Source organism: Streptomyces sp. NPDC026206 (genome assembly GCF_040638465.1).
Taxonomy (GTDB): Bacteria; Actinomycetota; Actinomycetes; order Streptomycetales; family Streptomycetaceae; genus Streptomyces.
In genome coordinates, this window is the sequence record NZ_JBEZYL010000027.1 from 25,440 (window position 1) to 51,686 (window position 26,247).

At 72.0% G+C, this 26,247-nt stretch carries 28 protein-coding genes and 3 pseudogenes; 9 read left to right on the forward strand and 22 right to left on the reverse strand.

The features are described 5' to 3' along the window. Positions 1 to 63 precede the first annotated feature (63 nt). Both pstC and pstS read right to left on the reverse strand, forming a co-directional pair. Positions 64 to 1,059, reverse strand: coding sequence for a phosphate ABC transporter permease subunit PstC (gene pstC / locus AB0F13_RS26295; RefSeq protein ID WP_362087164.1), 996 nt, complete (start codon positions 1,057 to 1,059; stop codon positions 64 to 66). Between the two features lie 219 nt (positions 1,060 to 1,278). After that, a complete protein-coding gene (gene pstS / locus AB0F13_RS26300; protein WP_362087167.1) occupies positions 1,279 to 2,412 on the reverse strand; it encodes a phosphate ABC transporter substrate-binding protein PstS in 1,134 nt (377 codons plus the stop codon). Positions 2,413 to 2,734: 322 nt separating this feature from the next. On the opposite strand from pstS, the gene AB0F13_RS26305 reads away from it, so the two are divergent. Both AB0F13_RS26305 and AB0F13_RS26310 read left to right on the forward strand, forming a co-directional pair. Continuing rightward, a complete protein-coding gene (locus tag AB0F13_RS26305) occupies positions 2,735 to 3,844 on the forward strand; it encodes a C40 family peptidase (protein WP_362087170.1) in 1,110 nt (369 codons plus the stop codon). A 230-nt stretch (positions 3,845 to 4,074) separates the two neighbouring features. Beyond that, complete coding sequence (locus AB0F13_RS26310) at positions 4,075 to 5,322, forward strand: fused response regulator/phosphatase (protein WP_362087173.1); 1,248 nt, start codon at positions 4,075 to 4,077, stop codon at positions 5,320 to 5,322. Between the two features lie 3 nt (positions 5,323 to 5,325). Here AB0F13_RS26310 and AB0F13_RS26315 read toward each other — a convergent pair whose 3' ends face one another. The 4 genes from AB0F13_RS26315 to AB0F13_RS26330 all read right to left on the reverse strand — a co-directional run bounded on the left by AB0F13_RS26315 (position 5,326) and on the right by AB0F13_RS26330 (position 7,784). Next, positions 5,326 to 5,667, reverse strand: a complete 342-nt coding sequence (locus AB0F13_RS26315) for a DUF2516 family protein (RefSeq protein WP_362087176.1) — start codon at positions 5,665 to 5,667, stop codon at positions 5,326 to 5,328. Between the two features lie 122 nt (positions 5,668 to 5,789). Next, on the reverse strand, positions 5,790 to 6,398 hold the full coding sequence (locus tag AB0F13_RS26320; protein WP_362087179.1) for a hypothetical protein: 609 nt from the start codon (positions 6,396 to 6,398) through the stop codon (positions 5,790 to 5,792). A gap of 18 nt (positions 6,399 to 6,416) precedes the next feature. Continuing rightward, the gene (locus AB0F13_RS26325; RefSeq protein WP_362087182.1) at positions 6,417 to 6,818 is read right to left on the reverse strand and encodes a helix-turn-helix transcriptional regulator; all 402 of its coding nucleotides are present in this window, start codon (positions 6,816 to 6,818) and stop codon (positions 6,417 to 6,419) included. Between the two features lie 81 nt (positions 6,819 to 6,899). Next, positions 6,900 to 7,784 carry a sigma-70 family RNA polymerase sigma factor gene (locus tag AB0F13_RS26330; protein ID WP_362087184.1) on the reverse strand — a complete coding sequence of 295 codons (885 nt, stop codon included), beginning with the start codon at positions 7,782 to 7,784 and terminating at the stop codon, positions 6,900 to 6,902. A 106-nt stretch (positions 7,785 to 7,890) separates the two neighbouring features. Between AB0F13_RS26330 and AB0F13_RS26335 the strand changes: the two are divergent. Next, positions 7,891 to 8,655 (forward strand): annotated as a pseudogene (locus AB0F13_RS26335) (NAD(P)H-binding protein); the annotation flags it as partial. Between the two features lie 60 nt (positions 8,656 to 8,715). Continuing rightward, positions 8,716 to 8,924 (forward strand): annotated as a pseudogene (locus tag AB0F13_RS26340) (cupin domain-containing protein); the annotation flags it as partial. Positions 8,925 to 9,026: 102 nt separating this feature from the next. Here AB0F13_RS26340 and AB0F13_RS26345 read toward each other — a convergent pair. Beyond that, positions 9,027 to 9,863, reverse strand: coding sequence for a pentapeptide repeat-containing protein (locus AB0F13_RS26345; RefSeq protein ID WP_362087187.1), 837 nt, complete (start codon positions 9,861 to 9,863; stop codon positions 9,027 to 9,029). Between the two features lie 169 nt (positions 9,864 to 10,032). On the opposite strand from AB0F13_RS26345, the pseudogene AB0F13_RS26350 reads away from it, so the two are divergent. Further along, positions 10,033 to 10,248: pseudogene (locus AB0F13_RS26350) on the forward strand (helix-turn-helix domain-containing protein); the annotation flags it as partial. Positions 10,249 to 10,334: 86 nt separating this feature from the next. Here AB0F13_RS26350 and AB0F13_RS26355 read toward each other — a convergent pair. Further along, positions 10,335 to 11,369: an MFS transporter gene (locus AB0F13_RS26355; RefSeq protein ID WP_362087190.1), complete on the reverse strand. Its 1,035-nt coding sequence runs from the start codon at positions 11,367 to 11,369 to the stop codon at positions 10,335 to 10,337. On the opposite strand from AB0F13_RS26355, the gene AB0F13_RS26360 reads away from it, so the two are divergent. Together AB0F13_RS26360 and AB0F13_RS26365 are read left to right on the forward strand one after the other, a co-directional pair. Next, entirely contained in the window at positions 11,338 to 11,721 is a 384-nt protein-coding gene (locus tag AB0F13_RS26360) for an ArsR family transcriptional regulator (protein WP_362087193.1), read from the forward strand. The two genes, AB0F13_RS26355 and AB0F13_RS26360, sit on opposite strands and share 32 nt — an antisense overlap. A 94-nt stretch (positions 11,722 to 11,815) precedes the next feature. Next, the gene (locus tag AB0F13_RS26365; protein WP_362087196.1) at positions 11,816 to 12,979 is read left to right on the forward strand and encodes a competence/damage-inducible protein A; all 1,164 of its coding nucleotides are present in this window, start codon (positions 11,816 to 11,818) and stop codon (positions 12,977 to 12,979) included. Here AB0F13_RS26365 and AB0F13_RS26370 read toward each other — a convergent pair. The 4 genes from AB0F13_RS26370 to AB0F13_RS26385 form a co-directional block, all read right to left on the reverse strand. Continuing rightward, positions 12,921 to 13,514: an NAD(P)H-dependent oxidoreductase gene (locus tag AB0F13_RS26370; RefSeq protein WP_362087199.1), complete on the reverse strand. Its 594-nt coding sequence runs from the start codon at positions 13,512 to 13,514 to the stop codon at positions 12,921 to 12,923. The genes AB0F13_RS26365 and AB0F13_RS26370 overlap by 59 nt on opposite strands. A 147-nt stretch (positions 13,515 to 13,661) precedes the next feature. After that, on the reverse strand, positions 13,662 to 14,906 hold the full coding sequence (locus AB0F13_RS26375; RefSeq protein WP_362087202.1) for a GNAT family N-acetyltransferase: 1,245 nt from the start codon (positions 14,904 to 14,906) through the stop codon (positions 13,662 to 13,664). Between the two features lie 77 nt (positions 14,907 to 14,983). Continuing rightward, positions 14,984 to 15,991, reverse strand: coding sequence for an asparaginase (locus AB0F13_RS26380; protein WP_362087205.1), 1,008 nt, complete (start codon positions 15,989 to 15,991; stop codon positions 14,984 to 14,986). Between the two features lie 52 nt (positions 15,992 to 16,043). After that, positions 16,044 to 16,550 carry an ABC transporter substrate-binding protein gene (locus tag AB0F13_RS26385; RefSeq protein WP_362087243.1) on the reverse strand — a complete coding sequence of 169 codons (507 nt, stop codon included), beginning with the start codon at positions 16,548 to 16,550 and terminating at the stop codon, positions 16,044 to 16,046. 294 nt (positions 16,551 to 16,844) lie between these two features. Here AB0F13_RS26385 and dtd point away from each other — a divergent pair, with 294 nt between their 5' ends. Continuing rightward, on the forward strand, positions 16,845 to 17,270 hold the full coding sequence (gene dtd / locus AB0F13_RS26390) for a D-aminoacyl-tRNA deacylase (RefSeq protein WP_362087207.1): 426 nt from the start codon (positions 16,845 to 16,847) through the stop codon (positions 17,268 to 17,270). Between the two features lie 6 nt (positions 17,271 to 17,276). Here the strand turns inward: dtd and AB0F13_RS26395 are convergent, their stop codons facing one another. The 6 genes from AB0F13_RS26395 to AB0F13_RS26420 all read right to left on the reverse strand — a co-directional run bounded on the left by AB0F13_RS26395 (position 17,277) and on the right by AB0F13_RS26420 (position 22,543). Next, complete coding sequence (locus AB0F13_RS26395) at positions 17,277 to 18,257, reverse strand: folate-binding protein (protein ID WP_362087210.1); 981 nt, start codon at positions 18,255 to 18,257, stop codon at positions 17,277 to 17,279. Between the two features lie 10 nt (positions 18,258 to 18,267). Next, entirely contained in the window at positions 18,268 to 18,717 is a 450-nt protein-coding gene (locus tag AB0F13_RS26400) for a transcriptional repressor (protein ID WP_362087213.1), read from the reverse strand. A 19-nt stretch (positions 18,718 to 18,736) separates the two neighbouring features. Further along, the gene (locus AB0F13_RS26405; protein ID WP_362087216.1) at positions 18,737 to 19,765 is read right to left on the reverse strand and encodes an ABC transporter substrate-binding protein; all 1,029 of its coding nucleotides are present in this window, start codon (positions 19,763 to 19,765) and stop codon (positions 18,737 to 18,739) included. An 8-nt stretch (positions 19,766 to 19,773) separates the two neighbouring features. Further along, entirely contained in the window at positions 19,774 to 20,541 is a 768-nt protein-coding gene (locus tag AB0F13_RS26410) for an ABC transporter ATP-binding protein (protein ID WP_362087219.1), read from the reverse strand. Then, a complete protein-coding gene (locus AB0F13_RS26415; protein ID WP_362087246.1) occupies positions 20,541 to 21,617 on the reverse strand; it encodes an iron ABC transporter permease in 1,077 nt (358 codons plus the stop codon). Before AB0F13_RS26415 ends, AB0F13_RS26410 begins: the two co-directional genes overlap by 1 nt. Positions 21,618 to 21,946: 329 nt before the next feature. Next, positions 21,947 to 22,543: an FABP family protein gene (locus AB0F13_RS26420; RefSeq protein WP_362087222.1), complete on the reverse strand. Its 597-nt coding sequence runs from the start codon at positions 22,541 to 22,543 to the stop codon at positions 21,947 to 21,949. Between the two features lie 273 nt (positions 22,544 to 22,816). Here AB0F13_RS26420 and AB0F13_RS26425 point away from each other — a divergent pair, with 273 nt between their 5' ends. Next, on the forward strand, positions 22,817 to 23,182 hold the full coding sequence (locus tag AB0F13_RS26425; protein ID WP_362087225.1) for a DsrE family protein: 366 nt from the start codon (positions 22,817 to 22,819) through the stop codon (positions 23,180 to 23,182). 47 nt (positions 23,183 to 23,229) lie between these two features. Here the strand turns inward: AB0F13_RS26425 and AB0F13_RS26430 are convergent, their stop codons facing one another. The 4 genes from AB0F13_RS26430 to AB0F13_RS26445 all read right to left on the reverse strand — a co-directional run bounded on the left by AB0F13_RS26430 (position 23,230) and on the right by AB0F13_RS26445 (position 26,012). Next, entirely contained in the window at positions 23,230 to 23,505 is a 276-nt protein-coding gene (locus tag AB0F13_RS26430) for a DUF3099 domain-containing protein (protein ID WP_362087228.1), read from the reverse strand. Between the two features lie 123 nt (positions 23,506 to 23,628). After that, positions 23,629 to 23,916 carry a DUF1416 domain-containing protein gene (locus tag AB0F13_RS26435; protein ID WP_362087231.1) on the reverse strand — a complete coding sequence of 96 codons (288 nt, stop codon included), beginning with the start codon at positions 23,914 to 23,916 and terminating at the stop codon, positions 23,629 to 23,631. 32 nt (positions 23,917 to 23,948) lie between these two features. Beyond that, positions 23,949 to 24,791, reverse strand: a complete 843-nt coding sequence (locus tag AB0F13_RS26440; RefSeq protein ID WP_362087234.1) for a sulfurtransferase — start codon at positions 24,789 to 24,791, stop codon at positions 23,949 to 23,951. Positions 24,792 to 25,304: 513 nt separating this feature from the next. Beyond that, positions 25,305 to 26,012, reverse strand: a complete 708-nt coding sequence (locus AB0F13_RS26445) for a DUF2993 domain-containing protein (RefSeq protein ID WP_362087237.1) — start codon at positions 26,010 to 26,012, stop codon at positions 25,305 to 25,307. Positions 26,013 to 26,247: the final 235 nt, after the last annotated feature.

A 26,247-nucleotide genomic window follows, 5' to 3' on the forward strand; every position in this document is an offset into this window, starting at 1 on the left:
CCGTGCGGCGCGAAGGCGCCGCCGTCACTGTCGTCCGCGGCCCGGTGGCCGCCCGTGCGACGCTCACACGTACTCCTTGCGGCGCGCGATGATCAGGCGGGCCGCGCCGTTCACCAGCAGGGTCAGGACGAACAGGACGAGGCCGGAGGCGATCAGGGCGTCCTTGCCGATCTCGCCGGACTCCTTGAAGCTGCTCGCGATGTTCTGGGCGAACGTTCCGCCGCCCGGGTCCAGCAGGCTGGTGCCGATCTCGAAGCTGGGGGAGAGGACGGTGGCGACGGCCATCGTCTCGCCGAGCGCGCGGCCCAGACCCAGCATGGAGGCGCTGATGATGCCGGAGCGGCCGAAGGGCAGGACGGACATCCGGACGACCTCCCAGCGGGTCGCGCCGAGCGCGAGGGCGGCCTCCTCGTGCATCTTCGGGGCCTGCAGGAAGACCTCGCGGCTGACGCTGGTGACGATCGGCAGAATCATGATCGCCAGCAGGATGCCGATGGTGAAGAGCGAGCGGGCGGCGCCGTCGTGGTACTCGAGGACGCCGGTCCAGCCGAAGTAGTCGTTCAGCCAGCTGTAGAGCCCGCCGAGGTGCGGCACCAGGAACAGGGCGCCCCACAGGCCGTACACGATGGACGGGACGGCGGCGAGCAGGTCGATGACGTACGACAGCGGCGAGGCGAGCCGGCGCGGCGCGTAGTGCGAGATGAACAGCGCGATGCCGATGGCGACCGGCACGGCGATGACCATGGCGATCAGCGAGCTGACGACCGTGCCGAAGGCCAGGACGGCTATGCCGAAGACCGGCGGGGTGGCGTTGGCGCGCCACTCGAAGGTGGTGAAGAAGTCGCCCTCGTTGTGCGAGAGGGCGTTCGTGGCCCGGATGGTGAGGAAGACCGCGATGGCGGCCATGATCACCAGGAGCAGGATGCCGGAACCGCGGGAGAGCGCGAGGAAGATCCGGTCACCGGGGCGGGTGGCGGCCTTCGCCTGTTCGGCGGGGGCCGGGTACGCACCGCCGGGCTGAGGTGGCGGTGTCGCTGTTGTGGCTGGGGTTATGTCCATGGGTTTCTCCGGTCTGCGGAGCGGGCCCTGTCACGGGCGCCCCTCCTGGCGCGGCGGTGCACCGGATGTGTGCGGGTGTACGTCCTGCCCCGTCCGGGACCGGGCCGCTTCCGGGGCCGGGTTCCGGGGCCGGGCCCGGGGCTCTCCCGGCCGGCTCCGGGGCGGCCCCGGGGATGCGGCTCTCGGCCGGTCCGGGCGCGGAGCGCACCCGCACGCGGGTCAGGAGAGGTTCGCGATGCTCTCGCGGACCTTCTTGGCGATCTCGGCGGGCAGCGGGGCGTAGCCGAGGTCCTTGAGGACCGACTGGCCGTCCTCGCTCGCGATGTAGGTCAGGAAGGACTTGGTCGCGGGGAGCGTCTCGGCCTTGTTGCCCTTGTCGCCGACGACCTCGTACGTCACCAGCGTGATCGGGTAGGCGCCGTCGGCCTTGGTGCCGTAGTTGAGCTTGAGGGCGAGGTCCTGGCCGGCGCCGGTGATCTTCGCCTCGGCGATGGCCTTGGAGGCGTTGTCGGAGGTGGCCTCGACCGGGGCGGCCGCACCGGTATTGATCTTCACCGTGTCGATCTTGTTGGCGGTGGCGTAGGAAAGCTCGAAGTAGGAGATGGCACCCGGGGTCTGCTTGACCTGCGAGGACACCCCGGCCGAGCCGTCGGCCGACTGGCCGCCCTTGGCCGCCCAGGCCTTGGCGGGGGCGTAGGGCCAGGACTTGTCGGCGGTGGCCTTGAGGTACTTGGTGAAGTTGTCGGTGGTGCCCGACTCGTCGGAGCGGTGGAACGCCTGGATCTTGAGGTCCGGGAGCTTGGCGTCCGGGTTGAGCTTCTTGATCGCCTCGTCGTTCCACTTCTCGATCTTCGAGTCGAAGATCTTGGCGAGGGTGTCGGCGTCCAGGACCAGGTTGTCCACGCCGGGGACCTTGTAGCCGATGGCGATCGGGCCGCCGAGCAGGGGCAGGCTGACGCCCTGGCCGCCCTTGACGACCTCCTTGGACTTGGTGACCTCCTCCGGCTTGAGCGCCGAGTCGGAGCCCGCGAAGGCCGTCTTGCCCTGGAGGAACTCCTGGATGCCCGCGCCGGAACCGGTGGGCTTGTAGTTGACCTGGATGTCCTTGCAGGCCGCCATGAAGTTCTTGACCCACAGGTCCATGGCGTTCTTCTGCGCGGACGAGCCGGAGGCCAGCAGCTGCCCCTTGCCCTCGCACTTGATGTTGCCCGCGGCCTTCGTCGAGCCGCTGCCGCCGCCGGAGCCGCTGCCGCTGTTGTCGTCCGAGCCGCACGCCGTGAGGACCAGGGCGCCGGAGACGGCGATGGCGCCGAGGGCGACGGTGCGAAGCCGGTTGGTGCGCTGAAGCTTCACTTTCGTGGTGTTCCTTCCGGGAGCCGCCGCTGGGGCGGCGTGCGAGAGGTTTGGAGATGCTGTTCCGCTGATGTGCGGGCGGGGCCGTTCGGGCGGTGATGCCCGCACCCTCCACGGCTGAAATTAGGCAGATCAGGTGAAGCGGTCGATGGGTCAGAGTGAACGGAGGGTGAACCTCGGCCGTCAGGGTGGTGGCCCCCTGGAAGGGGCCGGTTCCGGTCGAAGTGTGACGCAGGTCTCTGTTGATTTACGGGTGGGCATGACAGCATCCGACCGGCGTGACGGTATGTCAGGCATGGGGGCGAAGTCGCGGAGGTGTCCTGTGGGGTGTGCTGTCAGGCGGAACGACGGCGTCGGCGGTGGGGTGACGCGCGGACGGCAGCGGCTGGCCGTCGCGACCGTGCTCGTGAGCACCGTCCTCGGCGCGCTGAGCGCCACCGGCACGGCGCACGCCGACCCCGGGCCCTCGCGGACCGCCCCCGCCGATGCCCCGCGCAGCCTCGAGGACGTGCACAAGGAGGTGGAGGCCCTCTACCGCAAGGCCGAGGCCGCCACCGACGCCTACAACGCGGCGGGGGAGCAGCTGCGCCTGCAGGAGAAGTCGATCGCGGACCTCGCCCGCCAGGTGACCGCCGCGCGGCAGCGCATGGACCGGCTCCGCGACCAGACCGGTGCCCTGGCACGTGCGCAGTACCGCAGCGGCGGGCTCACTCCGCAGACCCAGCTCTTCTTCAGCGCCTCGCCCGACAACTTCCTCAACGGCGTCGCCCTCGCCCGCAAGGGCGAGCAGGCCACCCGCGGGCTGCTGGCCCAGGTCGAGGCCACGCGCGTGGAGCTGGAGGGGTACGCCAAGGCCGCGGACGAGCGCTGGAAGACGCTGGACGGCGAGCGCAAGAAGAAGGAAGCCGCCAAGAAGGAGATCGAGGAGCGGCTGGAGGCCGCGAAGAAGCTCGAGTCCCGCCCGGAGGAGAAGGAGCGGGAGCGGCTGCGGCAGCTGGAGGAGGAGCGGGCCCGCCTGGCACAGACGGCGTGGCTGGCCACCGGCGCCGCGAAGGGCCTGGCCGGGCAGGGGGCCGCCGCCAGCGGCGACGGCAGGCGCGCCGTCGGCTTCGCGACCGCGCAGATCGGCAAGAACTACGTCTGGGGCGCCGAGGGCCCGGAGACGTACGACTGCTCCGGCCTGACGCTCAAGGCGTGGGCGGCGGCCGGCCGGGCGATACCGCGCACCTCGCAGGAGCAGTGGCGGCAGCTGCCGAAGGTCGACGTCAAGGACATGCGCGCCGGGGACCTGGTGATCTACTTCTCCGACGCCAGCCATGTGGGGATGTACGTGGGCGATGGAGCGATCGTGCACGCGCCCCGGCCGGGCCGCCAGGTGACGCTCGCGGGCGCCGGCACGATGCCGATCCTCGGGGTGGTGCGCCCGGGATAGGGCGGATCCGGCGCGTATGTTCGTACGCCCGTACGACGTGATGTTCGTCATCGCGAGGTCCCCCATTCGTGGCCCTTCCGGCGCCAATCCCCCTTGTGGCCACGGCATATGACAGAGGCGGGTGGCTGCGTACCATTCCGCTCCCCCGGGCTCTGGCGCTAGGGTCACCCTCAGTGCCCGCCCCTCGGCGAGGCGCCGCGCCCTCGGGGGGAGGGAAGGAAAACGAAGTGATGCCCGTACCCGCGCCGAGGCAGGCGGAACCACCCGTCGTGCTGCCCGACGGCGGGCTGACGCTGCTGTTGATCGAGGACGACCCCGCCGGTTCGCTGTCCGGGCCGGACATCGCCGACATGACCGGTACGGCCGGCCGGCCCGTACGCATCCGCACCGCCCGCAACCTCACCGAGGCGGAACGGTTGCTCACCGACGACGTGCAGTGCATCCTCCTCGACCTCGCCCTGCCCGCCATGGACTGCCCGCCCGGGAAGGCGCCCGGCGGCCCGGCCGAGCTGGACACGCTGCGCCAGGTGCTGCGCCTCGCCCCGCACCACGCCGTGCTCGCCCTGACGGCCGAGGCGGACGCGGAGCGGGCGGCCGAAGCGGTACGGGTCGGGGCGCAGGACTACCTCTTCCGCGACGAGCTCGACGGGCGGGTGCTCAGCCGGGCCATCCGCTACGCCGTCGAGCGCAAGCGCGCGGACTTCGCGCAGCGGCAGCTCACCGAGACGCGGCTGCTCGCCCAGGAGAACGCCCGCCTGGAGCGCGGCCTGCTGCCGCACCCGCTGCTGGCCGGCTCGACGCTGCGGTTCGCCGCCCGCTACCGCCCCGGGCGCAGCCGGGCCCTGCTGGGCGGGGACTTCTACGACACGGTCCGCACCGAGGACGGCACGGTGCACGCCATGATCGGCGACGTGTGCGGCCATGGGCCGGACGAGGCGGCCCTGGGCGTCGAACTGCGCATCGCATGGCGGGCCTTGACGCTGGCCGGGCTGTGCGGCGACGAGCTGCTGGTCACGCTGCAGCAGGTGCTGGAGCACGAGCGGGCGCACGAGGAGATCTTCGCGACGCTGTGCACGGCCGACATCGCCCCCGGCGGCCGCACCGCGGCCGTCCGCCTGGCCGGCCACCCCGCCCCGCTGCTCGTACGCCCCGGGCAGCCTCCCGTCCTGCTGCCGCAGGACGACGGGGGGCCGGCGCTGGGGCTGCTGCCGTGCACCCGCTGGCCGCACCGCGAGGTCGAACTCGGCGATGCCTGGAGCCTGTTGATGTACACGGATGGCCTGATAGAGGGCAAGGTCGGTGCGGGGACGCGGCGGCTGGGCCAGGACGGCATGATCGAGCTGATTGCCCGCCAGGTGAAGGAGGGCCTGAGCGGCGAGGAGCTGCTGGAGGCCGCCGTCACGGAGGTCCGGGAGCTCAACGGCGGCGAGTTGACGGACGATCTGGCCGTGATCGTGCTCGACCGCGGGCCGCGCTGAGGGCTACCGGCCGCCGTTGTACGGGCCGTAGGGGCCGTCCGAGCTGGAGCCGCCGCGGCGGCGCGGGCCGCGTCCGGAGACCTGGCGCAGGGCGGGGCGGACGTCGACCATGTAGACGATCGTGGCGATCAGGCCGAGGACCGGCAGGAAGGCCAGGATGCCGAAGAAGAGGTTCACGGCGACCGCGATGCCGAGGATGATCAGCCAGAAGCCCTTGGTCTGCTTGCCGGCCGCCCGGTAGGCATCCTCGCGGTGGACGGCCGCGTCGACGAACGCGACCGCCGTGAAGACGAGCAGGCCGATCGACACCCAGTACAGAACTTCGCCGAAGCCTTCCACCAGCATGCCGTCCACCTCTTGTCCCTGCGTCTTCTGCCACGGTACCGGGAGAACGGTCCGGGCAGGCGGGGCGTGCCCGGACCGGACCCTCACCGGCCTGTCGTCACCACGCCGTCACCGGCGCGGTGTCACTGCTCGCCGGTCCTGGCGTCCGTCTTCTTCGCGGCCGTGGCCTTGGTGTCCGTCTTCTTCGCCGCGGGCTTGCGGGCGGCGGCGGGCTTGCCGTCCGCCTCGGCCCCGGCCCCGCCGTCGGCGTCCGTGGCCGCCGCGGCCGGCTGCTCGTCCTTCGCCGCAGGCTTGTCGCTCTCGGCGTCCGGCTCCACGGCGACGGCGATCTCCGAGATCTCCTCCGCGGCGTCGCCGCGCCAGGTCTTCACGGCCGTGCGGCCGCGCTCGGCCAGCTTCTCGAACGTCTCGCCGGCCTGCGCCGCGACCGCCACGACCTGCCCGACGCCCTGCAGCGCCAGGTCCTGGGCGGTCTGGCCCAGCTTCTTGGCGTCGGTGTCGATCGTCCCGACGATCTCGGTGAACTTGGTGGTCACCTGGGTCTGCACCTGCTTGGCCTGCTGGGTCACCCGCTCACCGAAGGCCTTCGGGTCGGTGTTGCGCAGCTGCTCGAAACGCTCGGGGGCCTCGGTGACGAGCTGCCCGAGCTTCTCGGCCGCCAGGTCGGCCGCACCCGCGGCGGCGTAGGCGGTGTCGGTTGCGGTCTTGCGGATGTCCTGTGTGATGGCCATGACGATGGGTCTCCCGGATCAGCTCGAAGGTTTGCTGCTCGAAGGTGTGCTGGGGTCGTCCGGTTCGTCCGCCGCGAGCGCGTTCTCCTTGCGGAAGGACTCATAGATCTGGAGCAGCACCTGCTTCTGCCGCTCATTGATCGAGGGATCGGCGAGGATCACACTGCGGACCTCCGCCTCGTCCCGGTCCCGCTCGTCGAGGATCCCGGCCTGCACGTACAGCGTCTCGGCGGAGATCCGCAGCGCCTTGGCCAGCTGCTGCAGGATCTCGGCGCTCGGCTTGCGCAGGCCGCGCTCGATCTGGCTGAGATACGGGTTGGACACTCCGGCGGCATCCGCGAGCTGCCGCAGCGTCAGCTGCGCGGTGCGCCGCTGCTCGCGCAGGAACCCGCCGAGGTTGCCGACGTTGAGTGATGCCATGGGGACGATGCTGCCCCACGTTGCTAACTTTTGCAAGCAGGTGCTTGCAAAAGTAGCCAGCGTGTCGGGCGTGGGGCCGTGTCAGTCGTCGATGACGGCGAGGTCCAGGCGGTGGAGGCGGTCCGGCTCCGCGATCAGGTCGATTTCGGTGATCCTGCCGTCCGTGATCGTGAAGTCGAGGACCAGGAACAGCCGTCCTCGGCGGGCCATCGCCAGTCCGACCGCTCCGTCGATCAGTGCGGGCCCGGTGAACCGCGCCCGGGCCATGGCGGCCATCGCGCCCGCGGCCACGGTGTGGGCGCCGCGGACGAGGATGGGCTCGGGCGTGGGGCCGACCGCCCTGTCGGCCCGGAGCACCACGTCCGGGTGGAGCAGTGCGACCAGCGCGTCGAAGTTCCCGCCGCGGGTGGCGGCCAGGAAGGCCTCGACGACCGGACGCCGGCGGGCCGGATCGGCGTCGGGCGCCGGGGCGCCGCCCTTGACCCGGCGGCGGGCGCGGCTCGCGAGCTGTCTGGTCGCGGCCGGGGATCGATCGATCATCGGGCCTATCTCGTCGAAGGGCACGGCGAACATGTCGTGCAGGACGAAGGCGAGCCGCTCGGCCGGCGACAGCGTGTCGAGCACCACCAGCATGGCCAGCCCCACCGAGTCGGCCAGCAACGCTTCCTGTTCGGGGTCGCACCCGTCCTCCTCCCCGCGGTCGGGGTCGGGCACATACCCGTCGAGGGGATCCTCACGCCGCACCTGACGGGCGCGCAGCATGTTCAGGCACACCCGTGACACCACCGTGGTCAGCCACCCGCCGAGGTTCTCGACGTCGCCGGTATCGGTGCGGCTGAGGCGCAACCACGTGTCCTGAACGGCGTCCTCGGCCTCGCTGAGCGAGCCGAGCATCCGGTAGGCCACCGCCCGCAGACGCGTCCGGTGTTCCTCGAAACGCTCCGTCAGAAAAGAATTCTCGTCCACCTGTCACATTCCTTACTCGCCGCGGGTCATAGCAGCAGACCCACGAAAACCGACCGGGTTGCAGCCGGGAGATCATCTCCCGGGCGAACGAATCGGAGATGTTGAGATGACCGCGACGACCTCCCCCCTTCTGGTCACCGGCGGCACGGGCACGCTCGGGCGCCTCGTCGTGCCGCTCCTGCGGGACGCCGGCTGCGACGTGCGGGTGCTCAGCCGGCACAGCCGCGAGCCCGGGGACGGCATCGAGTACGTGACCGGTGACCTGCTCAAGGACGAGGGGACCGAGGCGGCGGTGGCCGGGGCCGGGACCGTTCTGCACCTCGCGGGCGGCCCCAAGGGCGATGACGAGGCGACCCGCAACCTGGTGCGGGCCGCGTCACGGGCCGGGGTGCGGCACCTGGTGTACGTCTCGGTCATCGGCACGGAGACGATGCCGCTGGGCTGGTTCAAGGCCAAGCGGGACGCAGAGCGTGCCATCGCGGACTCCGGCATACCGTTCACGACGCTGCGGGCCGCCCAGTTCCACGACCTGGTCCTGAAGGTGGTGGAGAAGATGGCGAAGATGCCCGTGGTGCCCTGCCCGGGCGGACTGCGGTTCCAGCCGGTCGACTCGCGCGAAGTGGCCGCCCGGCTCGTGGAACTGACGCTCGGCGAGCCGGCCGGCCTGGTGCCCGACCTGGCCGGGCCGACGGTGTACGGGATGGCCGATCTGAGCCGCGGATACCTGCAAGCGCGCGGAAAGAGCCGGCTGATGATGCCGGTCCGGATGCCCGGAAAGGCCGGCCGCGCGTACCGGGCCGGCGAGAACCTGTCCTTCGAGGGGGCAGCCGTGGGCAAGCGGACCTGGGAGGACTTCCTGGCGGAGCGGGTGAGCGGTGGGCCGGTGAGCCGGTGGGCCGGTGACGCTCGTGCCGCCGCACACCCCGCACGCCCGCACGCCTTCGCGGTGGCTCCCGGCGCCGAAGCCGACGTGCTGTTCGTCTCACGCCCGGCATGCCGCGCTTCGGCTACCTCCGGCTGCTCGGCCGGGTGATGCGGGGCGAGGCGAGCCCGAAGGAGATCAAGGAGTCGTCCGAGCGCTTCGACAACCACTACGTGGACGGCCCGGTGTGGCGCGCCGCCCTCGAAGCGGCGAAGTGACCCGCGACCGGCTGCGTGAGCTGCACGAACGGATCGAGCGGGACGGCTCGTTCGTCGCCCACCCGTCCCTCTCCCTCATCGAGGCCCGCGAGCCCCGCCGGCTCACCAGTGCGAGGGCCGGTTCAGCGCGGGCGGCAGCTTGGTGGCGGCGTCGCCCTTGGCCGCGTTGACCTGGGGCTGGGTGAGGAAGACCGAATCGGTGAGGTCGGCGCCCCGCAGGTCGGCGTCGCGGAGGTCCGCGCCGATGAGGTCGGCGCACCTCAGGTCGGCGCCGCGCAGGTCGGCGGCGATGAGATAGGCCCCGCGCAGGTTGGCGCCGCGCAGGTCGGCGCCCTTGAGGCGGGCCCCCATGAGGTCGGCGCCCCGGCGGTCCTTCGTCCTGCGCCCGGCCTTGGCGCGGACGAGCTCGCTCGTGCGCAGCAGCAGGGTGTTGACGTGCTGCCGGTGCGCCGCCACGTCGACGTCCGCGAGGAGCCCGGCGTCGAGGAGGGTGAGGCGCTCGGTCTCGTCGAGGGCGCTGCGCAGCTCGGCGTGGACCGGGCGGGCCGGGGGCAGCGCGAGTGCTTCGGTCAGGTACCAGAGCAGCTCGTGGAGCTGGCGCACGACCGGGAAGACGTCGGACATCTGCCGCGCGGTCTCCGGGGCCTGCCGCCAGTCCCGGCCGCCGAAGGTGACCTGTGAGACCTTCTGCCCGGCGCCGAAGCAGTCGTACACGGTGCAGCCCCGGAAACCGCTCTTGCGCAGGCCGGTGTGGATGCCGCAGCGGAAGTCCGTCCGGAGGTTCGAGCAGGGCTTCCCGGCGTCCTTGTCCACCGCGAAGTCCGCCGAGGCCGCGAACGGCAGCGCGACGCAGCAGAGCCCGAAGCAGCTCTCGCAGTCGCCGAGCAGGTCGAGGCGGCGGCCTGTGCCGGCGTGCGCGTTTCGGTCTTCCTCGGACACCGTGTGCTGCTCTCCTCGTGCCCGGGCGTGACTGGGCTCCGACATGGACCTTCGAGTCTAACGCCGGGGGTGCGGGCGCCGGCCAGGCTCAAGGAGCCGACAGCTGTCCGGGCAGGCCGGACCTGCGGTTCCCGTGATCAACGGTGTGACCGCAGGAGACGGAGCACAGATGGCGAACGACGCCCCACCGACGTCCGCGTTCTCGGCGAAACCGATCGCCGTCACCCGGGGCCCCGCCCCCAAGCAGGACCGCTTCATCCGCACCAAGTCCCTTGTCCTGCGGGCAGCCGCGGAGCTCTTCGCGGCACAGCGCTTCGGCCGCACCTCGGTGGAGGACGTCGCCGACCGGGTGGGGATGACCAAGGGCGCGGTCTACTTCCACTACCCCTCCAAGGAGGTGCCGGCCGTCGCCGTGGTCGAGCGGCGGGGGTTCCCTCTTCTCATGGGGGCTCGGGGGTTCCGGGCGCCGCGTTACGCGGCCTCGGGCGTCCGGCGGCGGCCGGCGAGGACGATGAGGCCGCCGACGACCGCGAGGCCGATCAGCGCCACCGCGAAGGTGGTCGCGCCGTTGGTCAGGCCGATCGCGTCGCTCAGGTAGCCGGCCGAGACGGGCAGGGCGCCGGCGGGGACGTAACCACTCACGTTGAGCGCCGCGTTGGCCTCGGCGAGGCGTGCTCCGGGGACGCTGGAGTTCAGCAGCGAGAGGCCGCCGAGCTGCCCCATGCCCTGCCCGGCGCCGGCGAGCACCGCGGCGACGACCAGGAAGGTGACGGAGGAGGTGTGCACGGCGGCCATGAGGGCGGCCATGCCGGCCACGATGCTCGCCGAACCGGCGATCAGGATCGTCCGCACCTGCAGCTGCTTGACCGCGAACTGCACGCCCGTGGCGGTAAGGAACATCACGAAGGCCATCGCACCGGCCACCACGCGGCTGGTCGTACCCAGCAGGCCGGACAGCAGGGACGGGCCGAGCGAGAGCACGAACGAGGCCGAGGTGATGCCGGGGGCGAACACCGCGATGCCCAGCAGGAGCTGGCGGCCGTTGCCCTGCGGCACCTTGGGCACCCGGATCCAGGCGCCCTTGCCGACGACCGCCGGGCGGTGCACCGGCATGCGCAGCACGGTCAGGAACGCCAGGGCAAGCAGCGCGATCTCGACGAGGAAGACGGTGACGGTCGGGGCGGGCAGCGTCTCGGAGAGCACGCCGGCCAGCAGCGGGCCCAGGCCCGCGCCGAGGACCATCGCGCAGGACGCCAGCAGGGCGCCGAGCCGCTTGCGGTCGGGTCCGGCCACGTCCGTCACCGCGGCCATGCCCGCCGAGACGACGGCGCCGACGGCGATTCCGGTGAACAGCCGGGCCACGATCAGCGCGGCCACGGAGGTGGCGGTCGCGAAGATCCCGCAGGCCAGCACCGTCAGCGCCAGCGCCGGCAGCAGGACGGGCTTGCGGCCGACCCGGTCCGAGACCACGCCAATGACGCCAACGGCCCGCGCACAAGCGGCCATCAAGGTCCTGCCCACACCCGAGGGTCTGCCCGACCCCCTGCCGGAGCCGGCAGTGGGCGAGCTGCCCCTGGAAGTGGTGATGGGCGCTCTGAGCGATCCACTGCGCATGGGGATCGTGCGCAAACTCCTGCTGGAATCCGAGCAGTTCGACCACTCCTGCGGGTGGTTCGGGCTCAACCGGCCCAAGTCGTCGCTCACGCACCACTTCAAGGCCCTGCGCGAGGCCGGCGTCACCCGGCAGCGCCAGTACGGGCTCGAGCGGCGCAGCCACGTGAGGGTCGACGACCTCGACGCCCGCTTCCCCGGGCTGCTCGGCCTCGTGGCCGACTGGACGCCTCCCGAGGCGTCCTGACGCGGCGGCGGCACGGGCCGCCCCCGCGGCCCGTGCCGCCGCATCCGCCCGAACCTCCCCGTCCGCCACCACCGTTCCACCAGGAAGCCGTCACATGAGCATCGAAAAGATCGTTTCGGCGTCGGTGCCGGAACCCACCGCCGCCGTCCTGACCGTCGGCGACGAACTGCTGTCCGGAGAGGTGGCCGACACCAACAGTGCGGCCGCCGGTGCCGCCCTGCGCGGCGGCGGCTTCCGCGTCGTCGAGCACCGCACCGTGGGGGACTCGCTGGGGGTCATTTCCGCGGCGGTCCAGTCCCTCCTGCACGCCGACGTCCTGATCGTGATCGGCGGCCTGGGGCCCACCTCGGACGACGTCACCCGCTTCGGCCTCGCCGACGCCCTCGGCCGCGACCTCGAACACCGTGCGGAGGCCTGGGACGCCGTCGTCGAGCGGCTCACCCGCTTCGGCCTCACCGTCCACGAGAGCAACCGGCAGCAGGCCCTCTTCCCGCGCGGGACCGAGCTCCTGCCGAACGGTAACGGCACCGCCTGGGGCGCGCTCCTGGAGACGGGGGCCACCCGCGTCGTCATGCTTCCCGGCCCGCCCAAGGAGTGCCGGCCCGTGCTCGACGACGCCCTGAACCGTCCGACGGCGCCTGAGGCGGAGCGCGACCGTACGGACCTGCGGGTACCGGCCTACAGCGAGCCGTCGACCTTGCGCGGCGTGATGCGCACGACGACGCGCTCGGCGTCCTCGGCGGCAGGTGCCGCCCGCCGGGGCACGGGTCGCGGCGGCCCGTGCCGAGCAGCATCGCGGCCGAGGATCAGGCCCACTCCAGGCCCGGGGCGGCGAGATCGCCCCGATGAAGCGGCACGGCTGCGCCGACGAGGCGGCCCGGGCGGCCCTGTTCCCGGCCGCCGTCGCGACGTCCACCACCGGTGTGAAGCTGCCCGTGGACGGCGGCCCCGGGCAGCACGTGGCCGGTTCCGGCCAAGTAGTGCGGCGGCGGTGCCCGCCATGTCCCCGCCCGGTTGCGCGGCCGGTCCGCCGGCGCCGGCCGCCCCCCAGGGCGCCGAGGGGAGCCGGTGCCGTGTGCGGGTCCTGGCCCTCCCCGGTGAGGGAGTACTCGGCCTGCGGTGGCACCACGTCGTGCACCTCGCGGTGCACGATGCCGCCGGGTCTCCGGCTCACCCGGCTGCCGGTCGAGGTGAACGCCTCACTTGCCGTACGGGCGGGCCGCGCGCGCCTCGCGCAGGGACAGCGCCCACCAGGTGAGCTGGTCGAGCAGCGCCTTGGCGGCGCCGGCAGCGGAGGTACCGGCCTCCTCGTCCAGGTGCCGGCCCGTCTCGTCCAGCTTGCCCCAGGGGCTGTGGAAGCTGACGGTCTCGCGGATGGTGACGGCGTGCAGCTCGGCGAAGACCGGGCGCAGGTGCTCGACCGCGCGCAGGCCGCCGGACAGGCCGCCGTAGGAGATGAAGGCCACCGGCTTGGCCTGCCACTGGGTGTAGTGCCAGTCGATGAGGTTCTTCAGGGAGGCCGGGTAACTGTGGTTGTACTCGGGGGTGATGACGATGAAGGCGTCCGCCGCCGCCAGCCGGGGGGTCACACCGGCGAGGGCGGCGGCCTCCTGCGGCCCGGGCTCGCTGCTGAGGTTCACCGGCAGCGGGTGCTCGCCCAGGTCGATGACGTCGACGTCGATGTCGTCGCGCTGCGCGGTCTGTTCGGCCAGCCACTTGGCGACGGTGGGGCCGAAGCGGCCCTCGCGGGTGGAGGCGACGACGACGGCGAGGCGGTAAGGGGCCTGGGACATGATGGAGTTCTCCTCGGCAGGGTCGAAAGGCGCGGGCGGAACGTCCCGGGGCGGTGAGCCCCGGGGCCGTGGGAAGAAGCCTCCTACCTCAACCTTGCTTGAGGTCAAGCGCGGGCCGGGAGCGATCCGCAGCGGTCCGCGAGGAACTCAGAACAGGTCCGGGCACCACGGCCTGCGCGCCGTGCGCAGCATGAGCTCCGCGCGCCGCACGGCGCCCGCCCGCTCCTCGCCGATCCGCCCCAGCGCCGCGAGCCGCACCGCGGACTCGTCGCCGAGGTACAAGGACCCCAGTCCGCCCACGCCCAGGGACAGTTCGGCCGGCCGCTTCGTGGGCGTACAGCTCGCGCCCTGCGGGTCCGCCTCCAGCAGGAAGCGCCCGCCCGCCAGGCCCCACGGGTCGCCGACGTCGAGGACGAGGGAGCCCGGGCAGGCGTACGTACGGGCCTCCAGCAGGGCCGGCACGTCAAGGGGGCGGAACCACAGGAAGTCGGACTGCAGGATGACCTTCGCCGCGCGCGGGTCGGGCAGCAGGTGCGGCAGGAGGTCGTCGGGCGCGAGGTAACAGGAGGTGACCTTGGTGACCCAGTCGACCGACAACAGGAAGTACCACAGGGCGCGTTCGGCCTCCGGTGAGACCGCTATCAGGCCGTGTACGGCGGCGGTGTTCAGTGGCCGCATGCCGTCCCACACCTCGTCGGCGGTGTAGGTCAGCAGCCCGTCGACGGTGCCGCCGGGGGAGCGGTAGAGGGCGTAGTAGGGCTCCGTCCACGACGTGTTGCCGGGCACGGGGATGTCACCCGTGGCCAGCCGCCACCAGCGCTCGCTGCGGTCGATGACGCCGTGCCGCGTCGCGCGCAGCCGCTCGTGCAGCCCGGGCCCGTGCCGGAGCACGGCGGCCGCGTCCACCAGGTCGACCCGGCCGCCGTCCGCCGGGCCCGCGTAGCGCTTGTCCAGCCCGGCGCGGGCCACCTCCACCTCCCACTCGGTGACCCAGGCGGCCGGCCCGAACCCGTACCGGCCGTAGATGGGCCACTCGGATGCGACGAGCGTCGCGGCGGCGTCGCCGCGCTCCCGGGCGGCCCGCAGGTCGCGCTCCATCATGCGGCTGAGCAGGCCCCGTCGGCGGTGCGTCGGCGAGACGGTGACGTTGGAGATCCCGTCCGCCGTCACCGATGCCCCGCCGGGCACCGTGATGCGCTGCGCGAAGCTGCGGAACGTGCCCACGCAGCGCCCCGCGTGGAAGGCCCCCTGGGCACGCTCCAGGTCCGTGCCCGCGCGGCGTACCTCTATCTCTTCCTTGGTCACCGAGGGCGGTCGCAGGAAGCCGGTGTGCATGGCACGGATCCAGTCGGGGAGGTCGGAATCGCCGATCGTTCGCACCTCAAGGCTCATGCGAGCACGCTAGGGGCCCTGCCCGGCCGGACGCATGGGTTTCGTTACGTCCGTCAGCGGTTCAGTACACGCCCTGCTCAGAAGGCGACACGGATCTCACCGACGCGCTGTCCGCCGCCCAGCAGCGGCTCGTCGGCGATGCGGGCGACGACGGGGGAGTCGATGCCCAGCAGCTGCAGCGAGCGCGCCAGCACGGGGCCCAGGGCCCGCCCGGAACCATCGTTGATCTTGAAGGCGAGGGCGCGGCCGTCCGGCAGGGCCACCGCCTGGACCGCCTCGGCGCCCATCTTCGACAGCGCCCCCGGTATCTCCCGCATCAGCCACGTGTCCGGGCGGCGGGTACCGGCGACGTACTCGGGATGGGCGCGCATCGCATCGGCCACCCTGCGCTCGGGCGTGCCCGGCTCGGCCAGCACGAAGCTGCGGAAGGCCCGTGCCAGGCCGGTCAGCGTCAGCGCCATCAGGGGCGCGCCGCAGCCGTCCGTGCCGACGTGCACGACGGACTCGCCGCTCGCGTCCTCCACGGTGCGCAGCACCAGCTGCTGCAGCGGGTGCTCGGGCGCGAGGTAGCTCTCCACCGGCCAGCCGTTGGCCACGCAGACGGCGATCATGGCGGCGTGCTTGCCGGAGCAGTTCATGGTCACCCGGTCGCGGACCAGGCCGGAGGCCAGGTAGGACTCCGCCTCGACGGGGTCCAGCGGCAGGTCGGGCGGGGTCTGCAGGCCCTCCTCCGGGACGCCGAACTCGTCGAGCATCTTGCGGACGAGATCCAGGTGGAACGATTCGCCGGAGTGGCTGGCGGCAGCCAGCGCCAGCCGCTCACCGGACAGCTCCAGACCGGCCCGCAGCATGGCGGCCGCCTGCATCGGCTTGTTGGCCGACCGCGGGTAGACCGGGGCCGCCGGGTCGCCGAGCGCGAATTCCACGCTGCCGTCGGCCGCCAGGATCACCAGCGAGCCGCGGTGCTGGCCCTCGACGAAGCCCGAGCGCACGACCTCGGCGAGGACCGGGGGTATGCCCGGTGTGCCGGTGGCACCGCCGGACGGGACCTGCGCGGGCGCTGCGTGTATCGGGGAGGAGGTCATCGTCGGCCTTCCGGGGGTGGTGCGAGAACCGCCTCCGGAGCCCGACGGGCGATCACGAGAGGAGGTCGTCTACTTGTGCTTCTCCTTCACGGTACCTTCGTGCGATCTCCGCACTGCAATCGTCGGCCGTGCGCTGCAGTCCCGTACGGCGCACGGAGACCTGCCGCTCGTACTCCTCCAGGCGCCCCATGCCCTCGCGCAGCTCACCGTCCGTACGGGCCCCCAGGTCCGACAGCTCGACCTCCGAGAGCATGTCGTCGGCCAGCCGCCGGTACTCCTCGCTGTGCGGCGTCCCCACCGTCACATGGCGGGCGGACGAGCGGTGCGCCGAGGGGCCGTCCGCGAGGATCTCCGTCAGCCGCTCCACCAGCAGCCTCTCCACCACCGGTGAGCCCGGCGCCGCCCGGCGCGCCAGCTCGGCCCGCAGAATGTCGATACGGCCCTGCAGGAGCCGCCGCACGTAGCTGAGGTCGGCCTCGTCGCGCTGCGCGTCCCGGCGCAGCGCACGCAGCTCCACGAGGCACAGCTCGGTCAGCCGCCGCCCGGGGACGTCCGCCATCCGCCCGGAGCGCTGGCTCGGGGGCCTGGCGTGCAAGCTGTCCACTGCCGTGAGGTCCTTCAAGTTCTTGAGGCCCTTGAGCTCCGCGGCCGTGCGGTCGGCCGCGGTGAGCATGGGGCCATCCTCGGTGGGTGTGGTCATGCGGTTCCGTCCCCTCGGGCGGTGTGCGGCCGGATCACGTTGCCCTTGCCCGCATATGGCACCGCCTGCACGCATCGTGCCACTCGGTGTGCCCCGGGCGCAGGGTCTCTCCACCCGAACAGCCCTGGATGGCCGCAGGGCATCATGGTCCGCATGCGTGCAGTGGTGCAGAGGGTGAACGGCGCGAGCGTCGCCGTGGACGGTCAGGTCGTCGGCGAGATCGTCGGCGAGGGCCTGTGCGTGCTCGTCGGCGTGACACACGAGGACACGCCGGAGCGCTGCGCCCAGCTGGCGCGCAAGCTGTGGTCCCTGCGGGTGCTGCAGGACGAGAAGTCCTGCAGCGACGTGGGCGCACCGCTGCTCGTGATCTCCCAGTTCACCCTCTACGGTGACGCCCGCAAGGGGCGCCGGCCCACGTGGAACGCGGCCGCGCCGGGGGCGGTGGCGGAGCCGCTCGTCGACGAGGTCGTCGCGCAGCTGCGGGCGCTGGGGGCGCGCGTGGAGACGGGCCGCTTCGGAGCGGACATGAAGGTCTCGCTCACGAACGACGGCCCGTTCACGGTGCTGGTGGAGGTCTGAGCCCGGTCAGGGCTCGACGACGGTCTCCTGCGAGGCGGCCGTGCCCTCGCCGACCAGGAGAGCAGCGTCGACCGGTACGTTCCGCTTCACCAGGGCCAAGGCGATCGGGCCCAGCTCGTAGTGGCGGACGGCGGTAGTGACGAAGCCCAGCTGGCGGCCCTCCGGGCCGTCGGCGGCCAGCCGGACGGGGGCGCCGTGGGCCGGGAGGGTCACCTCGCTGCCGTCGAGGTGCAGGAAGACCAGCCGGCGCGGCGGCTTGCCCAGGTTGTGGACGCGGGCGACGGTCTCCTGGCCGCGGTAGCAGCCCTTCTGGAGGTGCACCGCCTCACCGATCAGGCCGAGCTCGTGGGGGATCGTGCGGTGGTCGGTCTCGCGGCCGAGGCGTGGCCGGTGGCCCTCGACGCGCAGGGCCTCGTAGGCCAGGACGCCCGCCGCCGGGCCGTGCGCGGCGGCGAAGTCCGCCAGCCGCTCGCGCGGCAGGAACACATCACGGCCGTGAGCGGTCTCGCGCACCACGACGCCCTCGGGCACCTCGGTGATCGAGCCGGCGGGCAGGTACGTCACCGCGATGTCGTCCGTACGGTCGGCGACCTCGACCCTGTAGAAGAACTTCATGCTCTCCAGGTAAGCGATCAGCGCCTCCTGGGTGCCGGGCTCCACGTGCGCCCAGGTCGTCTCCCCGTCGTCGACCAGGTACAGGGCGTGCTCGATGTGGCCGTGGGGGGAGAGGACCAGCGCCTGCGTGGCCCGGCCGGGCGGGAGGTCGCTCACGTGCTGGGTGAGCAGCAGGTGCAGCCAGCTCAGCCGGTCGGCGCCGGTGACGGTGACGACCCCCCGGTGGGAGAGGTCCACGAACCCGGATCCGCCGGCGAGCGCACGCTGCTCGCGGAAGGGATCGCCGTAGTGGGCGGCGACGCCTTCGTCCGGGCCCTCGGCGGGGACGGCACCGGGCAGCGACAGCAGCGGGCTTCTCGATTGACGCAGCATGCCGCCAAGCCTAAGGGGCCGTCGCCGGCGCGTTCGAGGAAGCCTTCGAGGAGCACTGCGTGCACCGGCCGAAGATCGCGAAGTGCTTCATGTCGGTCTCGAAACCGAAGTCCTCGCGCAGCTTCGCCGTGAAGTCCGCGGCGACCGACACATCGGCCTCGATGACGGCCGTGCAGTCCCGGCAGACCAGGTGTATGTGGTGGTGCCGGTCCGCGAGGTGGTACGTGGGCGCACCGTGCCCGAGGTGGGCATGACTGACCAGGCCCAGCTCCTCCAGCAGCTCCAGCGTCCGGTAGACGGTCGAGATGTTCACCCCGCCCGCGGTCCTGCGGACCTCGGTGAGGATGTCGTCCGGTGTCGCGTGCTCAAGGCGGTCGACCGCCTCCAGCACGAGCTGGCGCTGCGGGGTCAGCCGATAGCCGCGCTTACGGAGGTCGCTCTGCCAGTCGGTGTCCACCACGCTCCCAGTCTAGGCAGCGTCAGCCCTCGCGTACCCCTTTCAGCCAGTCGGCCAGGACGGCGATGGCCGCCGGGTTGCGGGGACTCTCGACGAGATCCACGTAGTCGAGGACGAAAACGCGGTCGTTCTTGACGGCGGAGACGCCCGCGAGCGGCGGGTAGGACATCAGGAACTTCTTCTTCTCCGCCGCGCTCACATCGCCGTAGTTGTTGATGACGATGACCTCGGGGTCGCGCTCGACGACGGTCTCCCAGCCGACGGTGACCCACGAGTCCTTGAGGTCCTTCATCACGTGGTCGCCACCGGCCTTGGTGATGATGTCGTGCGGCCCGGCGAACGCCCCCGCCGTCAGCGGCTTGTCCCGGCCGTCGTCGTAGAGGAAGACCCGCGGCGCCCTGCCGTCCTCCGGGACACCGGCCCGGGCGTCGGCGACGCGCTTCTTGAAGCCCTCGACGAGCTTTCGCGCCCGGTCCTCGACGTCGAAGATCCTCCCCAGCGTCTCCAGGTCGGTGTACAGCGCCTCCAGCGGCGGCATGACCCCGCGGGACTTGCCGGTGGTGCCGTTGTGGCAGGACTCGGTGAGGACGTACGAGCCCACACCGAGCTTCTTCAGCGCCTCGGGGGTGAAGCCGTTGCCCTCGCCGAAGCCGTAGTTCCAGCCCGCGAAGACGAGGTCCGCCTTCGCGTCCAGCACGAGCTCCTTGTTGATCTCCTTCTTGGCCAGCCGCTTCACCTTGCCGTAGCCGGCCTTCCAGGGTGCCTCGCCCTTGTCGTCCCGGCCCGTTCTGTAGTCGGGGGCCACATAGCCGGCCATGTGGTCCTCCAGGCCGAGCGCGAACATGATCTCGGCGATGCCGACGTCGTTGGTGACCACGCGCCGCGGCGCCTTGTCGTACGTCGTCTTCACGCCGCAGTTCTCGACGGTCACGGGGTAGTGGGCCGAGCCGGCCTCGCTCTGTTTGTCGCCGGAAGCATCCGAAACCTTCGCGCCGCAGCTCGTGAGAGTGACGGCGGCGAGCAGGGCGGCGCAGATACGGGCGGTGCGCATGGGTGTCCTTACGGCAGTCGGTCGAAGAGCAGTTGCGGGGCGCCGGAGGCCGGGTGCGGCACGCGGTGCGCCCGTACGCCGAAGACCTCGGCGAGCAGAGCGGCGGTGAGCACGGAGTGCGGCGGGCCGGAGGCGACGATGCGGCCGCCCGCGATCACGTACAGGACATCGCAGTGGGAGGCGGCGAGGTTGAGGTCGTGCAGCGCGGTCAGGACGGTCAGCCCCGAGGCGCGCACCAGCGCGAGCACCTCCAGCTGCTGGGCGATGTCCAGGTGGTTCGTGGGCTCGTCCAGCACCAGCACCCGCGGCTGCTGGGCCAGCGCCCGGGCGATCAGCACCCGCTGCTTCTCGCCTCCCGACAGGGTCAGGAAGCCGCGGCCGGCGAGGTGGGCCGCACCCACCCGCTCCAGGGCCGTGGCACAGGCGCTCGTGTCGGCCGCCGTGACCCGCCCGGCCGCGCTCTGGTGTGGCAGCCGGCCCATCGCCACGACCTCCGAGGCGGTGAAGTCGAATTCACCGCCCGACTCCTGCGGCAGCGCCGCCAGCCTGCGCGCCCCCTCGCGGGCGGTCAGGGCATGCAGGTCGTCGCCGTCCAGCAGCACCCGCCCGGCGGCCGGCCGCAGCGCGCGGTAGACGCAGCGCAGCAGCGTGGACTTGCCGCTGCCGTTCGGGCCGACCAGCCCCACGACCTGACCGCTGCCGGCCCGGAGCGTGATGTCCTCGACCAGCCGGGCGCCCGCGACCTCGACCGACAGCCCCTCGATGGCCACGCGCATCACGAACCTCCGAAGGTGTAGCCGCGCCGCCGCATCAGCAGCACGAAGCACGGCACGCCGATGAGCGCCGTGATGACCCCGACCGGCAGCTCCACCGGCGCCAGCAGCAGCCGGGAGACGACGTCCACCCACAGCAGGAGGACGGCGCCCAGCAGCGGCGCCACGGCCAGCACCCGGCGGTGGTCGGCGCCGACGAGCATGCGGGTGATGTGCGGAACCATCAGCCCCACGAAGCCGATCGCCCCGCTGACGGCGACGACGGCCCCGGTGACGGCGGCGGTGACGAGGAACAGCACCCGGCGCAGCCGCTCGGCGTCCACGCCCAGCGCGGCGGCGGTCTCGTCGCCCATGGCCAGCGCGTTCAGGGCGCGCGCGGACCACAGCAGATACCCGGTCCCGGCCAGCACGACGGCGGCGGCGATGGGCAGGGACGACCAGGTGGCGCCGCCCAGGCTGCCGAGCAGCCACATCATCGCCGAACGGGCGGCCTCCCCCCGGTCGGCCTGGAAGACCATGAGCGTGGTGACAGCGGAGAAGCCGTAGTACATGGCGCTGCCGGTCAGCACCAGCCGCAGCGGGGTCAGCCCGTGCGCGGTGCGCGCCGCCGCGTAGACGAGGGCCATGGCGGCGAGCGCGGAGAGGAAGGCGGCATTGGACAGCGCCCACACGCCCAGCGAGGCGAACGCCCCGAAGAGCAGCACGGCGTTGGCCCCGACGGCGGCGCCGGAGGAGATGCCGAGGGTGAACGGGTCGGCGAGGGCGTTGCGCACCATGGCCTGGGCGCCCACGCCGATGGCGGACAGCCCCGCCCCGACGACCGCGGCCAGCAGGGCGCGCGGGAAGCGCAGCTCCCAGATGATCGTGTACGCCGCGATCTCGCCGGGCGCGATGCTCCCGCCGGTCAGTCCCGCCCGCAGATAGCGCAGCGCCGCGCCCCAGCCGACGCCGGAGGAGCCCAGCGCCACGCAGCACAGCAGCGAGACGGCGAGCGCGACGGTGAGCCCGGCCAGCAGCGGCGCCAGGGGGAGCCTGCGCCGCGGTGGCGGGGCCGTGCCGGCGGGCGGGCCGCCCGGCAGCCCGGTAGCAAGGGCCGGAGGATCGATCGCCACGGGCGGTACGCCTTCGCCTCGGGCCGTGTTTTCTCTGCGTACGCAGCTTCTTCCGGATCTGTCCGGGCGTACGTACCGAGGAGTGGCCCGCGGCGCGATCCGCGCGGGTGTCCCCTCGCAGTCCACGGCGAGTTGTGCGGGGAGCTGCGCCGCCGCAGGCGATCGGGCTCGCGGAAAGCCCCCGAGGGGGCTTTCCGCCTACCGATGGGGGCGCCCCCATGCCGTTCGGGCTATGGGGGAGGGTCAGCGCCGGAATTCGACCGGACTTCCCCCGCGGGGCGCTCGTGAGGTGGTGCTCAGGGGGTGTAGGGCGTGCCGTCCTCGCGGAAGAAGGAGACGCCGTCCGGCAGGTCCTCGGGCAGGTTCTCGGCCCACTCCTGCAGGCTCTGCTGCGTGGCGACCTTCTTCAGGTGCGCGGACATGTAGGGGCGCAGCGGCACCTCGGGGGTGGCCTTCTCGCCGACCCACATCAGGTCGCCCTTGACGTAGCCGTACAGGCGCTTGCCGCCGGTGTACGGGCCGGAGGCCGCGGTGCGGGCCACGGCGTCCGTGGCCAGGTCGATCTGCGGCTTCTTGTCGGCCAGCTCGCCGTACCAGACCTCGGCGACGCCCGAGTCGCGCGTCATGACGATCTCGACCTTGCGGTCGGCGTCGATGCGCCAGAAGCCGCTCTCGGTCTCCAGCGGGCGGACCATCTTGCCCTCGCTGTCGAGCACCCAGGTGTGCGAGGTGTACTCGAGGAAGTCGCGGCCGTCGTGCGAGAAGGTGACTTCCTGCCCGAAGTTGCACTTCTCGGCGCCGGGGAAGTCCGCGACGCCCGCGCCCTCCCACTTGCCGAGGAGGAAGACCAGGGGCGCGAGGTCACGGTGGAGGTCGGACGGAATCTCGATCATCAGCTCAGGCGATCTGTAGGGGGTGCGGACAGGGGGGTCAGCGCTGGCCCTGGTACAGCTTCTTCAAGGTCAGGCCCGCGAAGGCGGTGACGCCAACCGCGACCAGGACGAGCAGGGTGGTGAAGAATGCCTCAAGCACGAGCGCGCTCCTCGGTCGGAGTGTGGGTGTACGGACCGGGCACGAGTCTAGTCGGCCGTTGCGCGAGTGGCGCTGTGAGGTGGATCGTTCCCGGGCGTCCGGCCGCCGGCGGTGTCAGGTCCTAGAGTGGCGGCATGGCGAAGAAGCTTGTGATCAAGGTGACGGCGGGCGCCGACGCGCCCGAGCGGTGCTCGCAGGCGTTCACGGTGGCGGCCGTGGCCGCGGCCAGTGGCGTCGAGGTCTCGCTGTGGCTGACCGGCGAGTCGTCGTGGTTCGGGCTGCCGGGGCGGGCGGCGGAGTTCGAGCTGCCGCACGCGGCACCGCTCCCGGACCTGATCGACGGCATCAGGGGCGCCGGCGGGATGATCACGGTGTGCACGCAGTGCGCGGCGCGCCGCGACATCGAGGAGAAGGACCTGATCGAGGGCGCGCGCATCGCGGGGGCGCAGGTGTTCGTGAGCGAGATCATGGCGGACGGCGTGCAGGCGCTCGTCTACTGACCCACTCGGTCCGCCACTGACCCACTCGGTCCGCCGAAGCCGGTCCGCTACTGGTCGCGGGACTCCGGGCGGCGGCGCTTGCCGTCCAGTTCGTCCCACCACTCGTCCGACTTCGGGTCCCCCGACGGGTCGTCCCACCAGCGGTCGTCCGGTCCGCGCCGGTTGGCGACGATGGCCGCGACCGGGGGGATGACCATGGCGAACAGGCACATCCCGACCGCCGCCGGCACCGACCACAGGCGCACCACGGACCACGCCAGGACGAACATGAAGATGCAGACGCCCATCATGGCGAAGTAGAGGTGTCGGCGCCTCGCGTACACCCTTTCACCGTACGACCGCGCCGGGGGTGGCGCGAAGGTAGCGCGAAGGGCCGTACCCCACCATCAAGGCGTCCAACCCCGGGGTACGGCCCTCCGGCCGTTCGTGTGCCCGACGCGGTGGCGTCAGACGGCGATGGCGACGTCCGCCAGCGCGCCCTTGTGGGCGACGACCGTGCGTTCCGCCGTCGCGCCCGGCACGAGCGCCCGCAGCGTCCACGTGCCCTCGGCGGCGTAGAAGCGGAACTGCCCGGTCGAGGACGTGGGCACCTCGGCGGTGAACTCGCCGGTGCTGTCCAGCAGGCGCACGTACCCCTGGACGGGCACGCCGTCGCGGGTCACCGAGCCCTGGATGGTGGTCTCACCGGGCTTGGCGGTCGAGGCGTCCGGACCGCCGGCCTTTGCTCCACACATGAGTGATCCTTCTCGTTGCGCTGGTCGGGAGGTCAGTTGGCGCCGAGCTCGATCGGCACGCCGACGAGCGAGCCGTACTCGGTCCAGGAGCCGTCGTAGTTGCGGACGTTGTGCTGGCCGAGCAGCTCGTGCAGCACGAACCAGGTGTGCGCGGAGCGCTCGCCGATGCGGCAGTAGGCGATGGTGTCCTTGGCCAGGTCCACGCCCGCGGCCTCGTAGAGCTCCTTGAGCTCGGCGCCGGACTTGAACGTGCCGTCGTCGTTGGCCGCCTTCGACCACGGGATGTTGCGCGCGCCCGGCACGTGGCCGGGGCGCTGCGACTGCTCCTGCGGAAGGTGCGCCGGGGCGAGCAGCTTGCCGCTGAACTCGTCGGGGGAGCGCACGTCGATCAGGTTCAGCGAGCCGATGGAGGCGAGGACGTCGTCGCGGAAGGCACGGATCGAGGGGTCCTGCGGCTTGGCCGTGTACTGGGTGCGGGCGCGCTGGGGCACCTCGGCGACCAGGTCGCGGGAGTCGAGCTCCCACTTCTTGCGGCCGCCGTCGAGGAGCCTGACGTCCTGGTGGCCGTAGAGCTTGAAGTACCAGTAGGCGTAGGAGGCGAACCAGTTGTTGTTGCCGCCGTAGAGGACGACGGTGTCGTCGTTCGCGATGCCCTTGTCGGACAAGAGCTTCTCGAAGCCGGCCTGGTCGACGAAGTCGCGGCGGACCGGGTCCTGGAGGTCGGACTTCCAGTCGATCCGGATGGCGCTCTTGATGTGGTTCTTGTCGTACGCGGAGGTGTCCTCGTCGACCTCGACGATGACGGTCTTCGGGTCGCCTGCGTCGATGCGGGCCTGTACCCAGTCGGCGTCCACCAGGACGTCGTTGCGGCTCATGCTGTTCTCCTCCGGGGCAGTTGCAGATGTGCGCCAGCGTGTGCGGGTGCGCGGCGGCCGGGGCCTTACCGGGGGCTGCGCCGCGCGGCGGGGGGAGCGATGGTGCGGGGAGGCGGCCGGAACGGCCGAAGGGGGAGCCGGAGAGCGGTCCCCGTCAGACGGGGCGACAGAGCATGGCGGCCACGCGACACAGGTCCACTGCCCGTCGCTTGGTGAGATCCGCCTGTCGCTTCATGGGGCGATCGTAGGGAGGGACCGGGAGCCCTGTCACCAGGGGGCCGAATAGTGAGATGGAAAATCCCGGATGGTGGGACGCGCGTCGCCTGCGTGTCGCCTGCGTGGCCACGCGCGGCCCCCGCCGTGCGGCCGTACGCGCCCCCGGACGCCCCTGGGAGCTGATGCGCGGACACCACGTCTCGTAACGTGGACGTCCGTACGGGCCCGGGGCGCGGGCCCCGGGCCCGTACGGGACTGCCCGGGCGTGGGCGTCCCGTCCGGCCGGGCGGCGGAGCGTCAGCCGGCCAGGTTGACGTCGGTGCCCGTCAGCGTGATGTCGACGCCGGTCGGCGTCGTGACGACCTTGTCGAGCTTGATGCCCTTGGGCAGGCCCGAGAGCTGCCGGTCGAAGTCGGTCTTCTCGCGGACCTTCCGCTCCAGGCCGGGGATGCCCTGCGCCGGAACCTCGTCCGCCCGCACCCGGATCGTGTTGCCGTTCACCACGCTCACCGTGGACACCACGCTGCGCTGCACGGGCTGGCCCATGACCGTCACCTGGCCCGTGACCTTCACCTGGCTGCGGCCGGCCCCGTCCTTGCCGCCGTAGGCGACGGAGACGTTGGGGTCGCCGGCGGCCTTGGTGAGCTCGTCGTAGGAGAGGTGGGCGGTGCCCGTCGCGCTGCCGGCGACGGCCGAGGAGAAGCTGCTGTCGATGCGGACGTTGTGCAGCTGGGCGTCGAAGCCGCTCACCTTGACCGAGCGGTCGCCGGCGCCGGCGGTGACGCCGTCGAGCTTGATGTCGACCTCTTCGAGCTCGGAGCCCGCGACCTGGGTCAGGAAGGGGAAGCCCTTGATGGAGACGTCGGGGGTGCCGGAGAGCCCCTGGCTGCTGCGGATCTTCTCGGCTGCCTGGTTCTCGGCGAAGTAGACCGCCGCCCGGTCCGCGGCGACGAAGAGGCCCGCCAGGATCACGGCGACGATCAGGGTTGTGCGTATGGCGCGCATCGGCTGTCGGTCCCCCACTCTCGGTCAGGCTGTCCCGTGAGCCTAACCGGACTGTTCGGGTGAACGCGGGGGCGCGCACGTCACCGGTCTGTAACCGATGGGGGTCCTGCCCCGGTCCCGCCCTTTCGCCGTTTCTTTGTCCTCAAGCGCCGGACGGGCTGCAAATGCAGCCCGTCCGGTCTCTTCCTCAAGCGCGGGGAAAACCGGGAAAATTTCGCGACGTGACGAGGATCTC